17 protein-coding genes are annotated in these 16,823 nt (G+C 41.3%); 9 read left to right on the top strand and 8 right to left on the bottom strand.

The genetic code is table 11. The features are described from left to right. Window positions 1-175: 175 nt before the first annotated feature. On the bottom strand, window positions 176-559 hold the full coding sequence (grcA, locus tag DYC50_RS04530) for an autonomous glycyl radical cofactor GrcA (protein WP_103854707.1): 384 nt from the start codon (window positions 557-559) through the stop codon (window positions 176-178). Between the two features lie 281 nt (window positions 560-840). Between grcA and ung the strand changes: the two genes are divergently transcribed. The 5 genes from ung to pfkA all read left to right on the top strand — a co-directional run bounded on the left by ung (window position 841) and on the right by pfkA (window position 4,893). Beyond that, on the top strand, window positions 841-1,509 hold the full coding sequence (ung, locus tag DYC50_RS04525; protein WP_115249173.1) for a uracil-DNA glycosylase: 669 nt from the start codon (window positions 841-843) through the stop codon (window positions 1,507-1,509). 21 nt (window positions 1,510-1,530) lie between these two features. Then, a complete protein-coding gene (gene yaaA / locus DYC50_RS04520; RefSeq protein WP_115249172.1) occupies window positions 1,531-2,307 on the top strand; it encodes a peroxide stress protein YaaA in 777 nt (258 codons plus the stop codon). A 1-nt stretch (window position 2,308) separates the two neighbouring features. Beyond that, window positions 2,309-2,911 (top strand): hypothetical protein, encoded by a 603-nt coding sequence (locus DYC50_RS04515; RefSeq protein ID WP_115249171.1) that lies wholly within the window; start codon window positions 2,309-2,311, stop codon window positions 2,909-2,911. Then, window positions 2,911-3,813, top strand: coding sequence for a cation diffusion facilitator family transporter (locus DYC50_RS04510; protein WP_115249170.1), 903 nt, complete (start codon window positions 2,911-2,913; stop codon window positions 3,811-3,813). The genes DYC50_RS04515 and DYC50_RS04510 overlap by 1 nt, the downstream gene beginning before the upstream one ends. Window positions 3,814-3,927: 114 nt before the next feature. Then, on the top strand, window positions 3,928-4,893 hold the full coding sequence (pfkA, locus tag DYC50_RS04505; protein WP_115249169.1) for a 6-phosphofructokinase: 966 nt from the start codon (window positions 3,928-3,930) through the stop codon (window positions 4,891-4,893). 73 nt (window positions 4,894-4,966) lie between these two features. Here the strand turns inward: pfkA and DYC50_RS04500 are convergent. The 5 genes from DYC50_RS04500 to DYC50_RS04480 all read right to left on the bottom strand — a co-directional run bounded on the left by DYC50_RS04500 (window position 4,967) and on the right by DYC50_RS04480 (window position 10,031). Then, a protein-coding gene (locus DYC50_RS04500; RefSeq protein WP_115249168.1) for an IS3 family transposase occupies window positions 4,967-6,294 on the bottom strand; the annotation gives its coding sequence in 2 pieces (ribosomal slippage) (window positions 4,967-5,844 and window positions 5,844-6,294; 1,329 coding nt in all). Window positions 6,295-6,403: 109 nt separating this feature from the next. Next, window positions 6,404-6,829: a nucleoside-diphosphate kinase gene (ndk, locus tag DYC50_RS04495; protein ID WP_115249167.1), complete on the bottom strand. Its 426-nt coding sequence runs from the start codon at window positions 6,827-6,829 to the stop codon at window positions 6,404-6,406. Window positions 6,830-6,838: 9 nt separating this feature from the next. After that, on the bottom strand, window positions 6,839-8,146 hold the full coding sequence (gene pepB, locus DYC50_RS04490; protein WP_115249166.1) for an aminopeptidase PepB: 1,308 nt from the start codon (window positions 8,144-8,146) through the stop codon (window positions 6,839-6,841). A 114-nt stretch (window positions 8,147-8,260) separates the two neighbouring features. Beyond that, the gene (locus DYC50_RS04485) at window positions 8,261-9,469 is read right to left on the bottom strand and encodes a low temperature requirement protein A (RefSeq protein ID WP_115249165.1); all 1,209 of its coding nucleotides are present in this window, start codon (window positions 9,467-9,469) and stop codon (window positions 8,261-8,263) included. A gap of 13 nt (window positions 9,470-9,482) precedes the next feature. After that, window positions 9,483-10,031 (bottom strand): DUF924 family protein, encoded by a 549-nt coding sequence (locus DYC50_RS04480; protein ID WP_218564405.1) that lies wholly within the window; start codon window positions 10,029-10,031, stop codon window positions 9,483-9,485. Between the two features lie 179 nt (window positions 10,032-10,210). On the opposite strand from DYC50_RS04480, the gene infA reads away from it, so the two are divergent. The 4 genes from infA to DYC50_RS04460 all read left to right on the top strand — a co-directional run bounded on the left by infA (window position 10,211) and on the right by DYC50_RS04460 (window position 14,499). Further along, window positions 10,211-10,429, top strand: coding sequence for a translation initiation factor IF-1 (gene infA / locus DYC50_RS04475; protein ID WP_005627617.1), 219 nt, complete (start codon window positions 10,211-10,213; stop codon window positions 10,427-10,429). Window positions 10,430-10,561: 132 nt separating this feature from the next. Beyond that, window positions 10,562-12,436, top strand: coding sequence for an ATP-binding protein (locus DYC50_RS04470; protein ID WP_115249164.1), 1,875 nt, complete (start codon window positions 10,562-10,564; stop codon window positions 12,434-12,436). 91 nt (window positions 12,437-12,527) lie between these two features. Continuing rightward, on the top strand, window positions 12,528-13,991 hold the full coding sequence (locus DYC50_RS04465; RefSeq protein WP_115249163.1) for a sucrose-specific PTS transporter subunit IIBC: 1,464 nt from the start codon (window positions 12,528-12,530) through the stop codon (window positions 13,989-13,991). A gap of 106 nt (window positions 13,992-14,097) precedes the next feature. Beyond that, window positions 14,098-14,499 (top strand): NUDIX hydrolase, encoded by a 402-nt coding sequence (locus tag DYC50_RS04460; protein WP_115249162.1) that lies wholly within the window; start codon window positions 14,098-14,100, stop codon window positions 14,497-14,499. 79 nt (window positions 14,500-14,578) lie between these two features. Here the strand turns inward: DYC50_RS04460 and DYC50_RS04455 are convergent, their stop codons facing one another. Together DYC50_RS04455 and DYC50_RS04450 are read right to left on the bottom strand one after the other, a co-directional pair. Beyond that, window positions 14,579-15,166 carry a DNA glycosylase gene (locus tag DYC50_RS04455; RefSeq protein WP_115249161.1) on the bottom strand — a complete coding sequence of 196 codons (588 nt, stop codon included), beginning with the start codon at window positions 15,164-15,166 and terminating at the stop codon, window positions 14,579-14,581. Continuing rightward, entirely contained in the window at window positions 15,167-16,816 is a 1,650-nt protein-coding gene (locus DYC50_RS04450; protein WP_115249160.1) for an LTA synthase family protein, read from the bottom strand. Between the last annotated feature and the right edge of the window lie 7 nt (window positions 16,817-16,823).

The raw sequence follows: 16,823 nt of genomic DNA, 5'->3' as shown, positions 1-16,823 counted from the left end.
TGAATATGCGTTGCTATGCTATATGAAAGGGAAAGTATTTCAGCTTGAGGTACTTTAGCTGTCGTTAAACAAGCGCATTTGAATGATGGAAAGAGTAAGAAAAGAAAAGTGCGGTATTTTTTATTAAAATTGCCCTAACTTAAACTTAGGGCAATTTATCAAATTCAATAATTAATTATAGACTCTCTGTGAAAGTGCGGGTAATTACATCACGTTGTTGTTCTGGAGTTAATGAGTTAAAACGTACTGCATAACCAGAAACACGGATTGTTAATTGTGGGTATTTTTCAGGATTTTTCACCGCATCTTCTAAGGTTTCACGGCGTAAAACGTTCACGTTTAAGTGCTGACCGCCTTCAACTTTTACTGTTGGGGCAACATTTACTGGTAATTCACGATATTCGATTTGACCTAATTCGCTTACTGCTACGATTTGATCTTCTGCGAAATCACCTTTTGCACATAAACAACGCGCTTCACCTTTTTCGCTGTCTAATAACCAAAATGAATTTAATAAGTTATCATTTGCAGCTTGAGTGATTTGGATACCTTTAATCATAAGAACTCCTAAATTTGTTTGTTAATTAATCATAAGTTGGTAGGGATTTTATCAAAAAATTTGACCAATTCAATTATTTTGATATGGATCAGATTGAATTTATCAAACAAAAATAGCGAAATTGATACATATCAAAAATAAAATAAATTCATCATTATAAATTTAACAATTGTTTAACATTTTTATAAAGATTAGTTAAACATTAAATTGGAATAGAGGCTGTTAATTTGAGGTGAGGTTATTTATAATCTTAGCCTAGGTTTAACGCTGAGGAAAACAAAATGAAAACGTGGAAAGATGTGATTGGTGGCGAGAAAAGCCAGCCCTATTTTCAGCAAATCTTACAGCAAGTCCAGCGTGAAAAAGCGGCAGGCAAAATTGTCTATCCACCGAGCAATGAGATTTTCAATGCCTTTAAATTAACCGAATTTGAACAAGTGAAAGTGGTGATTTTAGGGCAAGATCCTTACCACGGGCCAAACCAAGCGCACGGTTTATCTTTTTCGGTGAAACCCGGTATTGCGCCACCACCTTCGTTAGTCAATATTTATAAAGAATTAGCCAATGATGTGGGCTTTCAAATTCCTCAGCACGGTTATTTAGTGAGCTGGGCAGAACAAGGCGTGCTGCTGTTAAATACGGTTTTAACCGTGGAACAAGGCAAAGCCCATTCCCATTCAAACTTTGGTTGGGAAACCTTTACCGATCGGGTAATTTCCGCCTTAAATGAACAACGCGAAAATCTTGTTTTTCTCTTATGGGGCAGCCACGCGCAGAAAAAAGGGCAATTTATTGACAGGCAAAAACATTGCGTGCTAACTGCGCCACACCCTTCGCCCTTATCGGCACATCGAGGATTTCTCGGCTGCAAGCATTTTTCGCAAACAAACGCCTATTTACAACAGCAGCAATTAGCACCGATAGAATGGCAACTGCCCTTAACGCTTTAAAGAATTTATAAGGATTTCATTATGTTAGCAATTATCTCTCCCGCCAAAACCTTGGATTTTGAAAGTGCGGTGGAAAAATTTGATGTTTCTCAGCCTGATTTAACGGAATATAGCGAACAGCTGATTGAGATTTGTCGTCAGCTTGCGCCGCAAGATGTTGCTTCTTTAATGTCCATTAGCGATAAATTAGCCGCATTAAATGTGGCACGTTTTGCTGAGTGGAATAAGGATCACAATGAACAAAACTCGCGCCCTGCGATTTTTGCGTTCAAAGGTGATGTTTATACGGGGTTAGATGCCGCGCATTTATCTCGTGATGATATTTTATTCGCCCAACAGCACTTGAGAATATTGTCGGGCTTATATGGATTGTTACGCCCGTTAGATTTAATGCAGCCTTACCGTTTAGAAATGGGAACAAAATTAGCCAACCCGAAAGGCAAAGATTTGTATCATTTTTGGGGCAACATTATTACCAAGACATTGCAACAAGCTTTGGATCAGCAAGGGGATAATGTGTTAGTCAATCTTGCCTCCGATGAATACTATAAATCCGTTAAGGAAAGTGAGTTGAAGGCGCATATTGTAAAGCCAGTCTTTTTAGATAATAAAAATGGCAAATATAAAGTGATCAGCTTTTATGCGAAAAAAGCGCGCGGTTTAATGTGTCGCTACATCATTCAAAATCGCCTCACTCAATTAGAACAATTAAAAGATTTCGATCTCGGTGGCTACTCGTTTGACGCCACTTCATCAACGGAAAAGGAATTCGTGTTTAAACGCGATTTAAGTGAATAAAATGAAACAATTACTTCAATGGATTGTAAAACAAAAAAGTGCGGTACAAAAAATCGTCTTTTTTTCAACCGCTCTTTTGCTGACTGCTTGCACCACTTCCCCACAACTTTCAGTGGAGCAACAGATCCAGCATAATGATAAAACCTATTATCTCGCCTCGCAGCAAGATTTAGGAACCATTGCGCGTTACGTTTATGTGCCAAAAGGTGAAAGCGCGGAGCAATGGCATAGTGCCATCGAATTATTGCAAGATCGCAATAAGGATAAGCTCTCTTTAAAAGATCGCATTGCCTTGCGCAAACGGGTTTATCGTAATACTGGCGTAGAGCATTTTGATATTTATAGTAAAAAAAATGAGCTGTTTGCGTTTGTGATTTACGATCCGACTGAACAAAATCCCGATTGGCAGGTGAACGTGGCGCGGGGTAAAGAGATTCCATTTTGCGGTTTTGTGCAATATCAATATTCTGTGAAAATTGCTAAAGATCGCAAATTAATGAATATGAAACACAACCGCGTAATTCGTTATTTGAAGAAATATGTGGTGGATAAAGAAATGCAGAAATTAAATAATGCGCATTTTAGTTGGAGCTGTCATCTTTAATGCAAGAGTTATATTCTAAACAAGTAAAACGTGCTGCTCACTGCGCCATTTTTACCGCGTTACTGTTAATTTTAATCAAAGGTTTTGCCTGGTGGAAAACGGATTCTGTGAGTATGCTCGCCTCAATCACCGATTCCACGCTGGATTTATTAGCCTCTTTTATGAATATGCTGATCTTGCGTTTTGCCCTAATGCCAGCGGATCACAATCATTCTTTTGGACACGGCAAAGCGGAATCACTTGCCTCGCTCATTCAAAGTGCGTTTATTTCTGGTAGTGCGATCTTCCTTTTATTACAAGGGATTTACCGTTTAACTTCACCGCAGCCGTTAAATCAAACCTATCTCGGCATTATGGTTACGCTGTTTTCTATTGTGGCAACGTTGCTTCTGGTGCTGTATCAAAGCCATATTATAAAGCAAACCGATAGCCCTGCGATTAAGGCGGATCGCTTGCACTATCAAACCGATTTGCTGATGAATATTGCCATTTTATGTTCCTTAGGGTTGAGCTTATGGGGTGTGCTGTGGGCTGATGCAATTTTTGCAATTGTGATCGCCTTATATATTTTATTTAATGCGGGTCAGATGTTTTACGATGCGATTCAATTGCTGCTCGATCAAGCTTTACCGCCTGAAGAAATTGCGCAAATTGAACAGGTGATTCAATCGCAACCCAATATTTTAGGTTTTCACGATTTGCGTACTCGCCGTTCAGGGGCAATTCGTTTTATTCAATTTCATTTGGAACTCGATGATCACCTTTCTTTTGTAGAGGCGCATCAAATCACCGATCATCTAGAACAGCGTTTACGCCAATGTTTTCCCCGTGTGGATATCGTGATTCATCACGAACCCACGAGTGTAGTCAAGATTGAACAGGCTCAAGCATTAGATAATTAGACTTAAATCAAAATGTGATAGGATTCACAAAATTTTTCTAGAGCAGGTTTTGCGAATAGTGTAAGCTACGCACAGTTTTTATATTATTAACTTTGAATAAAGGTATTAACGATTATGATTAAAAAAATTGCCGTATTAACAAGTGGTGGGGACGCCCCTGGAATGAATGCTGCGATCCGTGGCGTGGTTCGTTCAGCCTTAGGCGAAGGCTTAGAAGTTTATGGTATCTATGATGGTTATCACGGACTTTATCACAATAAAATCAAACAATTAACACGTTATAGCGTATCAGATATTATTAACCGCGGCGGAACATTCCTTGGTTCAGCACGTTTCCCAGAATTTAAAAACCCAGAAGTGCGGGCAAAATGTGCGGAAATTTTACGTTCCCACGGTATTGATGCGCTCGTTGTTATCGGCGGAGACGGTTCTTATATGGGGGCAAAATTGCTTACCGAAGAACATGGCTTCCCTTGTGTGGGTATCCCCGGCACGATTGATAACGATGTAGCAGGAACAGACTACACCATCGGCTATCAAACCGCATTAGAAACGGCGGTAACGGCTATTGACCGTTTGCGTGATACCTCAAGTTCGCACCAACGTATTTCAATCGTGGAATTAATGGGCAGACATTGTAGTGACTTAACTATTTCTGCGGGGATTGCAGGCGGCTGTGAATACATTGTTGCGTCTGAAGTAGAATTTGACCGCGAAGCATTAATTCAACAAATCGAACGTAGTATTTTGAGAGGTAAACGCCACGCAATCATTGCAATGACAGAGCATATTTGTGATGTGAATGAGTTAGCCAAAGAAATTGAAGCCCGTGTAAAACACGAAACTCGCGCAACCATTTTAGGTCACATCCAACGTGGTGGTACACCTTGCGCCTTTGACCGTATTTTAGCTTCTCGTATGGGCGTTTATGCGGTAGATCTGCTTTTACAAGGCAAAGGCGGTTACTGCGTGGGAATCCAAAACGAACACCTTGTTCACCACGATATTATTGACGCAATCAACAATATGCGCCGTGAATTTAAAGCCGACTGGCTCAAAATGGCAGCGCGTTTGGATTAATTTGCTATTTTTCATAAGCATAAAAAAGAGCCAATTTTTGATCTGCCCCCAAAAAGTTAGACTATATTCTAATTTAATTCAAGGACTGAGTTCTGTATTCCACAGGGCTTAGTCCTTTGAGCTTCACTTGAATACGCTCATTATTGTAGTAATGAATGTACTCGTGAATCACTTTTTCAAGCTGTTCAAAGGTTTCAAACCGCTTGCCAAAGTAACATTCCGTCTTCAATCGCCCGAAAAAGCTTTCCATCGCACCATTATCAAGGCAATTGCCTTTTCTCGACATACTTTGCGTAATACCGTGTTTTTTCAATATCTCCCGATAACCCATCATTTGATACTGCCACCCTTGGTCGGAATGCAGTATCGGTTTTCCCCCCGCTAATCGGTTCACCGCCTGGGTCAACATTCTGGTTATCTGCTCAAAATTCGGACTTCTCGCCACATCATAAGCAATAATTTCGTTATTAAACAAGTCTTTAATTGGTGATAAATACACTTTGCCTTCCGCACATTTGAACTCGGTGATATCCGTTACCCACTTCTCATTCGGCATCGTTGCCGTAAAATCCCGTTGCAACAGATTATCGGCAATGTGTCCCACTTTGCCTTGGTAAGAACGATATTTTTTCTGCTTACTTTTTCCTTTTAACCCCAAACGTTGCATTATCGCTTGCACCCTTTTGTGGTTAATAATTAAGTATTTCCTTAATTCCAAGGTAATTCGACGATAACCATAATTTTCGTCATTTTTGCGATAAATTTCCTCTATTTTCTGTGAAATCGCTACATTTTTATCCGACTTTGGCTTGAGATGATAAAAGAACGAACTGCGTGCCAATCCGATTAGCCTGAGTAACAATTCCAACGGGAAACGCGAGCGTAAGGCATTTACGATGGCGGCTTTTTCTGCATTTTTTGTTGGTTGAGTTCCTGCAACTTTTTTAGCATTGCATTCTCCGCTTCTAATTCCAAAATTCGGTAACGCAAGCGTTCTTCTTCTGTTTTGGGCGTTGGTGGCATTTTAGGTGAGTTGAGTTTCATACTTGGACGACCTTTAGGTTTGAGTAATAACCCATCTATACCTTGTTTTTCAAAGCGTTGCAACCATTGACTAATTATCCCTGAACTGGGGATATCAAAGCGAAAACAGGCGGCCTCAGCGGAGCACTGGCCTTTTTTGATAGCTTGAATAACCTTTAATTTAAACTCAACAGAATAATATCGTTTTTTACCTAACACAGCTAATCCATTGATTCCATTATGATTAAATTTCGCAATCCAACGTGCTAACGTGCTTTGGGGAAGCTGAAAATACTGGCGAGTAAGCGAACGGTTTTTTCCATTTTGATGATAAAAGTCGAGCACTTGTTGTTTGAAACGTTGAGTATATTTAGTCATAAAAAATCTGCACCTTAATCAATTGGTTGTTTAGTCCAACTTTTGGGGTGCAGATCATTTATTGGCTCTTTTGTTTTTATCGCTCTTGTGCTTGTATAAAAGCACAATATTATTCTGCTCGTGGGCAAATTTCCGAATCTGCAAAGAAATAGGCAATTTCACGGGCGGCGCTTTCAGGGCTATCAGAGCCGTGAACACAGTTTTGTGTTTTGCTTAAAGCAAATTCTTTGCGCAATGTGCCTTCATCGGCTTCTTCTGGGTTGGTTTTGCCCATTAAAGTGCGGTAGTTTTTTATCGCATTTTCTTTTTCTAGCACAGAAACCACCACTGGTGCGGAAGTCATATATTTCACCAAATCATCAAAAAATGGCTTTCCTTGATGTTCCGCATAAAACCCTTCTGCTTGTGTTTGTGTTAAATGCACCATTTTCATTGCGATGATGCGAAACCCTTCACTTTCTAAGCGGTTGAGAATTTTGCCAATTAAATTACGCTCTACCGCATCAGGTTTAATAATGGATAATGTCCGTTCCACGCTTTCCTCCTATGAATTTGCTTGGTTGAGTAAAAGATGCGCCAAGGTCTGCACGCCAATGCCTGTTGCGCCTGTTGCCCATAAATCACTGGCTGATTTACGATAAGTCGCCGAGCAATCAATATGCAGCCAATGGTGTTGGTAATTTTTCACGAAGTAAGATAAAAATGCTGTTGCAGTACTTGCGCCCGCGCCCACTGGCACTGTGCCAATATTGGCAATTTGGGCAAATTGAGAGCTGATCTGTGCGCGGTGAAATTCTTCAAATGGCAAACGCCAGAAAGGCTCATTAGCCGTTTGTGCAGCGTTAAATAGGCTTGCAACGAGTTCGTTATCCATTGAAAGCACGCTGTGATAATCATTGCCCACCGCTATTTTTGCCGCGCCCGTTAAGGTGGCACAATCAATAATAAATTGTGGATTTTGTTTATCCGCTTCAATTAAGCCATCAGCTAGCACTAAACGCCCTTCGGCATCGGTATTCAACACTTCAGCGGTTACGCCATTGCGATAAGTGATAATATCGCCCAATTTCATTGCTTCAGCGCTTACCATATTTTCCGCGCAGCAGAGATAAAGTTTCACGCGCTGGTTTAAGCCGCCTGCAATCGCCATACCTAATGCGCCAGTAACTAAGGCTGCCCCCCCCATATCAGTGCGCATTGTGGACATTGAATCACTTGGCTTTAAGCTATAACCACCACTGTCAAAAGTGATCCCTTTGCCCACTAGGCAAGCTAAAACAGGGGCGTTTGGATCTTGGCTTGGGTTGAAGTCTAATTGCAGCATTGCTGGCTTATGGTTGGAGGCTTTGCCCACATTCCAAATGCCTTGATAATTTTTCTCTAATAAGGCTTCGCCAGAAATAATCTCAAAATTCACCGCACTTTCATTGGCGTATTCTGCTGCAAGCTCGGCAATAAATTGCGCAGCACGCTCAGCTAATTTTTGTGGTGTGATAACATCGGAAGGTAAATTAATGATTTCTCTAACAAAATCACCGCACTGAATGCGGGCAAATAGCTCCGCTTGCGGCTCGTCATCTAAATGAGGAAACTCAATGGCATAATCCTGTTTTGCAGAATAAAAACCTTGATAAAACGCCCAACAGTTTTCTAAATCCCAATTTTCGCCCACTAATTCCACCTCTTTAATGCCTTGATTACGCAATTTGCGCGCGGCTTCTTGAATTAAAGTGCGGTTGGAATTTGTGGAATTTTGTTTAAGGTGAACCGTGCCTTCGTCATTTGCAAAACTCAATAACGCATTTTCGCCCCAAACTGGGCTGGCAGGTTGTGTTGAAAGGTGAATTAACATAATGCTCTTCCTTATTTAGATTAGGTTTAGTTATCCTAATACAAGAGTGAGAAAAATCAAAATGTTAAATCTCCCCTAGCCCATTTTTTCGGCTAGGGGAAAGGTCAATGAAACTTAACCAATCGGTTTCGTTTTATAGAATGATATCATTGCAATTGGTGCAATCACGGTGAACCAAATTGACCATTGCAACGGCATTCCTAAATACACACATAGCACGCCAAGGAAAGTCGCAGCGATAGCAAGCACAAAACCGATCACGCTGTAATTGGTGTCTTTGTCTAAGTACCAACGCAAGAATGCTAAGGCAATGAGATAAACCGCCGAGCAAATGCTTAACACGGTCATTGCAAATAAAGGCGAAACAGAATGTGCATTTGAACTTGCGTGTTCCACCACTTCCGCCATTGTGCCAAATTCTTTCACGGAATCGGCTAACAATCCTAATCCAGAACCTAAAGCGGTAAGCGCGATAAAAATCAATAAATGTCCGTAGCCATAGACTAAGGCATTATTTAACGTGCGATCACTGTGTAAAAATTCGCCCCAAGGCATTTTGAAATAAAGCCACCAAAGAGAGAACATTAACGCTGAAATCCCTAAGCCTAATGGGAATGCTTCGGTGAGCATTGCTTCATTACTGTGGAATAATGGTGTGATGGCGTTAGTTGCGCCTAAAATGCCTTCGCCCAAAACGATAATCACTAATAAGCCGTAACGCTCTGAAATGTGATGTGGGTGCCAAGGGGTTTTGTTGGCGCTTTCCGCCCAGGCCGGCACAGAAAGCTCAAGCAAGGCTAAGAATGGGAATAAGGTGTTGAATAAATAAGGGAATTTTAATGCCACAATAGTCCAACAAATTTGTGCAAAAATAATCCCGAAAGCATAACGTAAGCAGGTGGTGCGACGCTCTGGATCGCCTTTTGCAGCACGAAACCATTGATATGCCATTGCCACACGCATTACGATGTAGCCGATCAAAATCATCACATAATCGTTATGTTCAAACACGTTATTAATGCCGATGGCTAAAATAATCGCACCGAACATTTGCACCATAGTAACGATGCGGTAGGTAAAATCATCATTATCGTAAGCAGAGGCAAACCAAGTAAAGTTCATCCACGCCCACCACACGCAGAAAAACGAGGTGGCAAAATGGATTAAGCCTTCACTGAAATGATGCGCCGCAAGGGCGTGATGCAAGCCGCTTGCAGTCGCCGCAATGGCAATCACGAAAACTAAATCAAAATAAAGCTCTAATGTGGTGGCAACACGATGGGCTTCGTGGTGATCACGGGCTTTCATTAATTTATGAATCATTCAATACTCCGAATTAAAAAGAAGAATTAGGCTGGTTTAAAAATTCGATTTCTTCCGCGGTTGAGGTGCGATTTAAAATTGCATTACGATGCGGATAACGATTGAATTTATCAATAATCGCTTTATGGCGCAGTTCAAAATCTAAGGTGTAATCATCATTGAGTGCGCTAAATAATTCCACCGCTTGCTGATGAATCAGCGCTGATTCACTGTGCATATAAGGCATAATCATAAATTTACGCCATAAGGTCGGCAGGTTCGCAAAATCAGGCTGTTTAATGGCTTCTTGAGCCAACACTAATGCCATTGAATCCTGCGCAAAGGCTGCTGGGGTGCTGCGATATAAATTACGCGAGAATTGATCTAACACGATGATTTCCGCCAAGCGTCCTTCAATAGTTTCACGCCAGTTGGCGCATTCACCTTGCGCAGCGGCTTGTAAAGTGCGGTCAAATTTTTCGCGAATTTTGTCATCAAATTCATCACTTTTAACAAACCAGAACGGCTGATTTTCTTCGCTAAACCAAAAATCTAGCACCGCTTGTGGCGAGGCAATACTCATAAACATTTCCTTAGTTGAAGATAAAAAATGAAGTGAATTTCACGGCGGCGGATTTTACCACAATTTATTAAATTTTGCCCATTAGACTAAATTTCTAGAAAAAACTTGGTGAATGCGATTGATGAGAGTATAATTCGCCCGTTTTTTGACTTATTTATTAACTAATATTAGAGGAATTAATGGCTAAAGAAGATTGCATTGAAATGCAAGGCACGATTTTAGAAACCTTGCCGAACACGATGTTCCGCGTTGAATTAGAAAATGGACACGTTGTAACCGCACATATTTCAGGGAAAATGCGTAAAAACTATATTCGTATTTTAACTGGCGATAAAGTAACCGTGGAAATGACCCCTTACGATTTAAGTAAAGGACGCATTATTTTCCGCAGCCGTTAATTATCGCATCATTTTTCTTCTTACCTATTCAAATTTTGCCCTAGCCTTGCCTAGGGCAAATTTTTATCTCTTTTTTTATGCGTTGTTGTTATCATAACGCCATTGTCTATTTGGCTAAATCAAGGTTGTAAAATGAGAAATATCAAACACTTTGCACAACGTTATGTGGATTGGGTAATCCGCCTTGGACGCGTGCGATTTTCTATACTTGGCGTCTTAGCACTGGCGGTGCTGGCTTTATGCACACAAGTGTTGTTCAGCCTTTGTGTGGTGGGAACGGTTTATTGGACGGACGTGGTGCGTTCCGTGGTGTTTGGCTTGATTTCCGCCCCCTTTGTAATCTATTTCTTCACCCTTTTAGTGGAAAAACTGGAAAAATCTCGCCTTGAATTAGCCAAATTAGTGGAAAATTTACGCCGTGAAGTATCGGAAAGAATGGTGGCAGAAAAAAAACTTTCTGTGGCATTAAATGATTTAGAGCAAAACAGCCGTAACAAAACCGCCTTGATGACCACCATTAGCCACGAATTACGCACACCGCTGAACGGCATTATTGGCTTAAGCCGTATTTTACTTGATGGCAAATTAAACCAAGAACAACGCAATTATCTGAAAACCATTAATATGAGTGCGGTGTCTTTAGGGCATATTTTTAGCGATATTATTGATTTAGAAAAAATTGATGCGCACAAAATTGAGTTAAACTGCAAAGAAACGGATTTTTATGCCTTTCTTAATGATATTGCCAATTTTGCTACCTTAATGGCGGAGCAAAATCAGCTCAAATTTGAACTGGAATACGAACCTGATTTACCGCAATGGCTGATGCTAGATAGCGCCAGATTAAGCCAAATTTTATGGAATTTAATTAATAATGCGGTGAAATTCACCCCAAAAGGCGTGATCAAGCTGAAAGTTACCCGAACTGGCAAGCAACAATTTGCCTTCGCCATTTCCGATACAGGTATTGGCATTGCTGAAAGCGAGCTGGCGAATATTTTTGCGATGTATTACCGCGTGCAATCCAATCAATATCAGCACGCAGGCAGCGGCATTGGCTTGGCGGTTTCCAAAACCATTGCCAATTTAATGGGCGGCGATCTCAGCGTGCAAAGTGCGGTGGGAAAAGGCTCCGTTTTTACCTTAACCATTCAAGCCGAACCGGTCAGCAAGCCGTTAGCCTATCATCAACATTTGCCAAGCCAACTGCGTATTTTGCTGATTGAAGATATTGAAGTGAATGTGATCGTGGCGAAATCCGTGCTGGAAAAATTAGGTTATGAAGTAGATGTAGCAATGACGGGGCAACAAGCCATTGAAAAATTTGAACAAAATAGCTATGACTTGCTGCTCATTGACATTCAGCTGCCTGATATGTCGGGCTTTCAAATCGCCCAGTATTTACGCCAAAAATACGAAAATGATGAATATGATTATCTGCCGCCACTCATTGCGCTCACTGCCAATGTAATGCACGATAAGCAAGAGTATTTACAGCAAGGAATGGACGATATTCTGCGTAAGCCCCTTTCTTTAGAGGCGCTGACGCAATGTCTTTATCAGTATTTTGCTGATGAGATTGCGCTGCCACTGGCTGAAAGTTCTTCCAAAGCAATACCACAACAAAATGCAATAGAACAAGATGAAGCACTAGATTTCGCCACGCTCAACGAATTTGTCGCTTTATTAGGCGTAAAAACAGTAAAAAATAACACCGCACTTTTCCAACAGCTAATGCCCGATTATATGGCGGAATTAATGGCGGCTTACCAAATTTATCAAACTCACCCCACGCACAGAACTGAAGTCGGCAACATTGCTCATAAAATCAAAGGTGCGGCAGGTTCAGTAGGCTTAAAGCGAATCCAACAAATCGCCGAACAAGCCCAGCATAGCGAAAACCCAAATTGGGAAAGTGAAATCCCCCATTATTTGGAACAACTATCGCAAAATTGGCAAAAAGATTTAGATAAGTTAATAAATTGGCTAAATTCTGTTGATCATTAGCAAAGTTTTTACACATTACACTAGCCACGCTTGAAGGTTTTAGCTAAAATCTGTGCAATTTTAATTCGACATCAACAAGAGGAGAACACCGATGAATTTTCCAAATGTTGCCAAGCAGGTGATTGATAAACTGGGCGGCAAAGACAACATCAGCGCGCTTGCACATTGCGCAACTCGCTTACGCATTGTGGTGAAAGACGAAGGCAAAATTGACAAAGAAGCTATCGAAAATATTGATGGCGTAAAAGGTCAATTTGCAGTTTCTGGCCAGTATCAAATTATTTTTGGTTCAGGTACCGTAAATAAAGTACACGATGAAATGGCGAAACAGCTTAACATCGGCGATATGACCAAAAATGAAGTGGCAAAACAAGCTTCAGAAAATAACCAAGGGCTAATTATGCGCTTGGTGAAAGGTTTGGCGGATATTTTCGTGCCAATTATCCCGGCTATCGTGGCGGGCGGTTTATTAATGGGTATCCACAGTATGCTTACCGCACAAGGTTTCTTCTGGGACGTACCACAAGCCTTGCGCGATTCTGGCCAGCCAATTACAGGTTATTCCGTAGTCGATCGCTTTAGTAATCTTTCTGATCTTGTTGATTTTATTAATACTATTGCCAACGCGCCATTCGTGTTCTTGCCTGTGTTGCTTGGTTTTTCTGCCACCCGTAAATTTGGCGGAAATCCGTTCTTAGGGGCTGCTCTGGGAATGTTATTGGTTCACCCTGCATTGGCTGATGGCTGGAACTATGCCCTTACCGCTGCGCAAGGCAAAATCACGCACTGGAATGTGTTCGGTTTAGAAATCGAAAAAGTGGGCTACCAAGGCACAGTAATTCCAACGTTAATTTCTGCTTGGGTTCTGGCTACATTAGAAAAAACGTTCCGTAAATTTGTGCCCTCTTACCTAGACAACTTGATCACCCCAATGTTCTCGCTCTTTATCGCGGGTTTACTCGCTTTCACCGTGATTGGGCCAATCGGACGTGAAGCAGGGGATTTAATTACTATTGGTTTAACTTGGTTATATGACAAACTCGGCTTTATCGGTGGCGGTATTTTCGGGACATTCTATGCACCAATCGTTATCACTGGTATGCACCAAACCTTTATCGCCGTAGAAACACAGCTGCTTTCTAATATGTCATTATCAGGCGGTACGTTCATCTTCCCAATTGCGGCAATGTCAAATATCGCACAGGGTGCGGCTTGTTTAGGCGTGGCATTTGCATTGAAAGATCCAAAAGTACGCGGCTTAGCCGTTCCTTCAGGTATTTCTGCTTTATTAGGGATTACTGAGCCTGCAATGTTCGGGGTGAACTTACGTTATCGCCAAGCTTTCTTAGCAGCAATGATCGGTTCAGGCTTATCTAGCGCCTTTATTGCGTTCTTCAATGTGAAAGCGCAAGCACTTGGCGCAGCAGGGTTCTTAGGTATTCCGTCTATTAAACCAGACAGCCTTGCAATGTACAGCGTGGGTATGGTGATTTCTTTCGCCGTTGCGTTTACTCTTTCTGTTATTTTAGTAAAACGCGCACAAGCTAAAGCGTAATTTTTATAAAATTCGCAAAAAAAGCACCGCACTTTGATCTGCACCTTAAACAGGAATACAATATTCTGCGTTTAAGGTGCAGATTTTTATTTTCAGCGAGGCAAAAATGAAGACGCAAATCGATAAGCTAGCTTGGCTATACATTAAAGATAAACAAGTATTAATGGCGCGCTCTAAAGGCAAAGAGAAATTTTATCTCCCTGGTGGAAAAAGAGAGCAAGGCGAAAGTGATCAACAAGCCCTAATGCGCGAAATTAAAGAAGAATTGGGCATCGACTTAATTGAAAATAGCCTTCAACGAATCGGTGCATTTTCCGCTCAAGCAGACGGAAAAAATATGGATTGCGTTGTAACGCTCACCTGCTACAAAGGGGATTTCATCGGTGATTATCGCCCTGAAAGTGAAATTGCTGAATTAGCTTGGATTGGTTATCAAGACAAAGAAAAATGTTCTCTCGCCACACAAAAAGTTTTGGAATATTTAAAACAGAAAGGGACGCTGGAATAAAAGAACTAAATAAATTCGCAAAAAACAACCGCACTTTTAAGCTATAGCATCAAAAGTGCGGGTATTTTTTGCCATATTTTTAAACCAATCCCACCATTTCAAAAAATGCCCGATAAGCCGCCACTTTTTTGTCAAAGGCAAGTGGATAAGCCCTTGAAGTGGACGGCAGGCGATATAAATTGAGCGAAAAATTGGGATAAGGGTAAGGGATAAAGCTGTTGGTTTTCGGTGCTTTAACCTTTTCAGGCAATAGAGAAAGCAAAATCTCGGTGGCTTTGCCCCCTGTGGTGAAAATCCAGTGGCATTGTGGCACTTGGGGCAACACTTCGCTAAGATTGACGCTTTCCACCACTTTCAAAAATTTATCTGAGGCATTATCTTGCTCTCGAATGGCTTTGCGCACCGTTGGACATAATGCAATGCCCTTTTGCCATAAGAAATCCTTAATTCGAGCGGAATCAAAGCGTTTTTCATTTGGCACTTGAAAATAATCCGCACGCCCGAAAAACACTTCACCATACACACGCCACATATCATTTTGAAAATTCGGATAATGAAATTCCATACAGCGTTTTTCCTCCTTAGGGGGAAAACTTCCCATCATCATCACTGTGGCGTGCGGTGGCAATATCGCGGGAAATGGGTGGGTTTCGATTTGCTCGCTCATCTATTTCGCCACCTTTAATTGTTGATACAAATAGTGGCGATAGCCTGCCAATAATTGCTCATCTTGGCAATCTTGCAGTTTTCCACCGCTTAATTTGCGCATTGCAATATTGGCTTGCATAAATTCATCGGCAGGCAATCCCGCAATTTCTAAAATCAAACCGCCAGCCTGAGCTAAATCAAGGAAATCCTGTTGTTGCTCAAAGTCAGTTTGCATATTGCTACGCACCACAAATTGCGTAATGTAATCTGGATTTGGATAATCAAATTGATAAGCAGGCTGCGCACCACTAATAGAAATTTGGTGATCACCAAAATAAGCCAGCACATAAGGCTTATGACGATTTTGCATATAGCGATTGAAATCTTCCATAACATCATTGAGCTTCACAATTCGCTGGATATAATCGTTCAATTCGCCCGTTCCTTTAACAGTAAACCCTTGATTTTGCAGATTAAATACATTTCCAACATCGTGATAAGGCCCGTGTTCACGCATTGTAAGAACATAAACAAATAAAGGCTGATTTACCTTTTCAAGCGCAGGAATACCTTCTTTTTGCAAAATTTTCTGCACATATTGGCTCATTTCATCACTGCCAATCGTCCATAAATTTTTGCTTAACGGTGCGGGATAACCCAACTCTTGCGGCTGTAACATTAGATCAAAACCAAGATGATCATAGGCTGGCTTAGCGTTGTAATTGCCTTTCGTGAACGGCGATAAAGCCACGCAATAATAGCCCTGTGCTTTTAAATTTTGGATAAAACTATACTGCAAATGTGGCACAACGGAATAAAACACCGCATTCGCCATTGCGCCAAAATCCGTTGAAGGTAGCCCCGATAAGAAAGCAAATTCCGATTTCCAGGTTGCACCACCTAAAGTATGCACACGCAAATGGCTGTTAAACTTGGTATCAGCCTGATTTTCATACATTGTAATTGGCGGAATATCGGCGCTTTCAAATACAAAACTATGCGGGTTTAAGGTAGATTCCTGAAGCCATACCACAATATCTGGTTTCTCTGCCTGCGAAGTCAGTGGATAATCAGCAACCTGTTGTTTTTGTTTAAGAAAATAATCCGCATCACCATCAAAAACAGGCGGTTTAAAAAACACACCACGGCAAGACATTGGTAAGTTTAAAAACACATCTCGCCCATCATCAGGCAAGGAATCAAGCCATTGCTTAATAGCCGATTTATTTTTGCTGTAATGGCAAATGGCAAAAATCGTGAGAAAAAGCACCGCACTTGCTAAAATTCGCCATTCAATGCTTGCTACTTCTGCTGACGACCAGCCCATCACGGCATAAACTACCAATCCGATCAAGCCTGCAATGGCGAAAATGGCCGAGCGATAATGCAGCAAGGTTTCCCAATTTCGCCAATCCAGAACTAAAAAGAAATCCGACACTAAGAGCGGTTGTTTATAAAAATGTATTTTCAGGCGATGGAAAAGCATCAACACCACAAACAGCACCGCAGCAAAATTCAGCCCACGCTGCCACTGCCCTGTAATGCTAAACATCAAACTAAAAAACAACACAAACTGCGCAATCGCAAAGAAATACGTCCAGCGATAATGCGAGTTAATAACAAAAATCACCGCTGCGAGGGTGAAAAGGGAGAGTAGGAGGTATTGCATAGTGAAA

Origin of the sequence: Avibacterium avium, from assembly GCF_900454535.1 — a bacterium.
Classification (GTDB): Bacteria; Pseudomonadota; Gammaproteobacteria; order Enterobacterales; family Pasteurellaceae; genus Avibacterium; species Avibacterium avium.
Note: the sequence above shows the minus strand (reverse complement) of the source record. Positions and strands in the feature narration are given on the sequence as shown.

Coding starts and splice junctions, on each gene's coding strand:
- grcA (WP_103854707.1), bottom strand. CDS start 559: ATGATTAAAGGTATCCAAATCACTCAAGCTGCAAATGATAACTTATTA.
- ung (WP_115249173.1), top strand. CDS start 841: ATGAAAACGTGGAAAGATGTGATTGGTGGCGAGAAAAGCCAGCCCTAT.
- yaaA (WP_115249172.1), top strand. CDS start 1,531: ATGTTAGCAATTATCTCTCCCGCCAAAACCTTGGATTTTGAAAGTGCG.
- DYC50_RS04515 (WP_115249171.1), top strand. CDS start 2,309: ATGAAACAATTACTTCAATGGATTGTAAAACAAAAAAGTGCGGTACAA.
- DYC50_RS04510 (WP_115249170.1), top strand. CDS start 2,911: ATGCAAGAGTTATATTCTAAACAAGTAAAACGTGCTGCTCACTGCGCC.
- pfkA (WP_115249169.1), top strand. CDS start 3,928: ATGATTAAAAAAATTGCCGTATTAACAAGTGGTGGGGACGCCCCTGGA.
- pepB (WP_115249166.1), bottom strand. CDS start 8,146: ATGTTAATTCACCTTTCAACACAACCTGCCAGCCCAGTTTGGGGCGAA.
- DYC50_RS04485 (WP_115249165.1), bottom strand. CDS start 9,469: ATGATTCATAAATTAATGAAAGCCCGTGATCACCACGAAGCCCATCGT.
- DYC50_RS04480 (WP_218564405.1), bottom strand. CDS start 10,031: ATGAGTATTGCCTCGCCACAAGCGGTGCTAGATTTTTGGTTTAGCGAA.
- infA (WP_005627617.1), top strand. CDS start 10,211: ATGGCTAAAGAAGATTGCATTGAAATGCAAGGCACGATTTTAGAAACC.
- DYC50_RS04470 (WP_115249164.1), top strand. CDS start 10,562: ATGAGAAATATCAAACACTTTGCACAACGTTATGTGGATTGGGTAATC.
- DYC50_RS04465 (WP_115249163.1), top strand. CDS start 12,528: ATGAATTTTCCAAATGTTGCCAAGCAGGTGATTGATAAACTGGGCGGC.
- DYC50_RS04460 (WP_115249162.1), top strand. CDS start 14,098: ATGAAGACGCAAATCGATAAGCTAGCTTGGCTATACATTAAAGATAAA.
- DYC50_RS04455 (WP_115249161.1), bottom strand. CDS start 15,166: ATGAGCGAGCAAATCGAAACCCACCCATTTCCCGCGATATTGCCACCG.
- DYC50_RS04450 (WP_115249160.1), bottom strand. CDS start 16,816: ATGCAATACCTCCTACTCTCCCTTTTCACCCTCGCAGCGGTGATTTTT.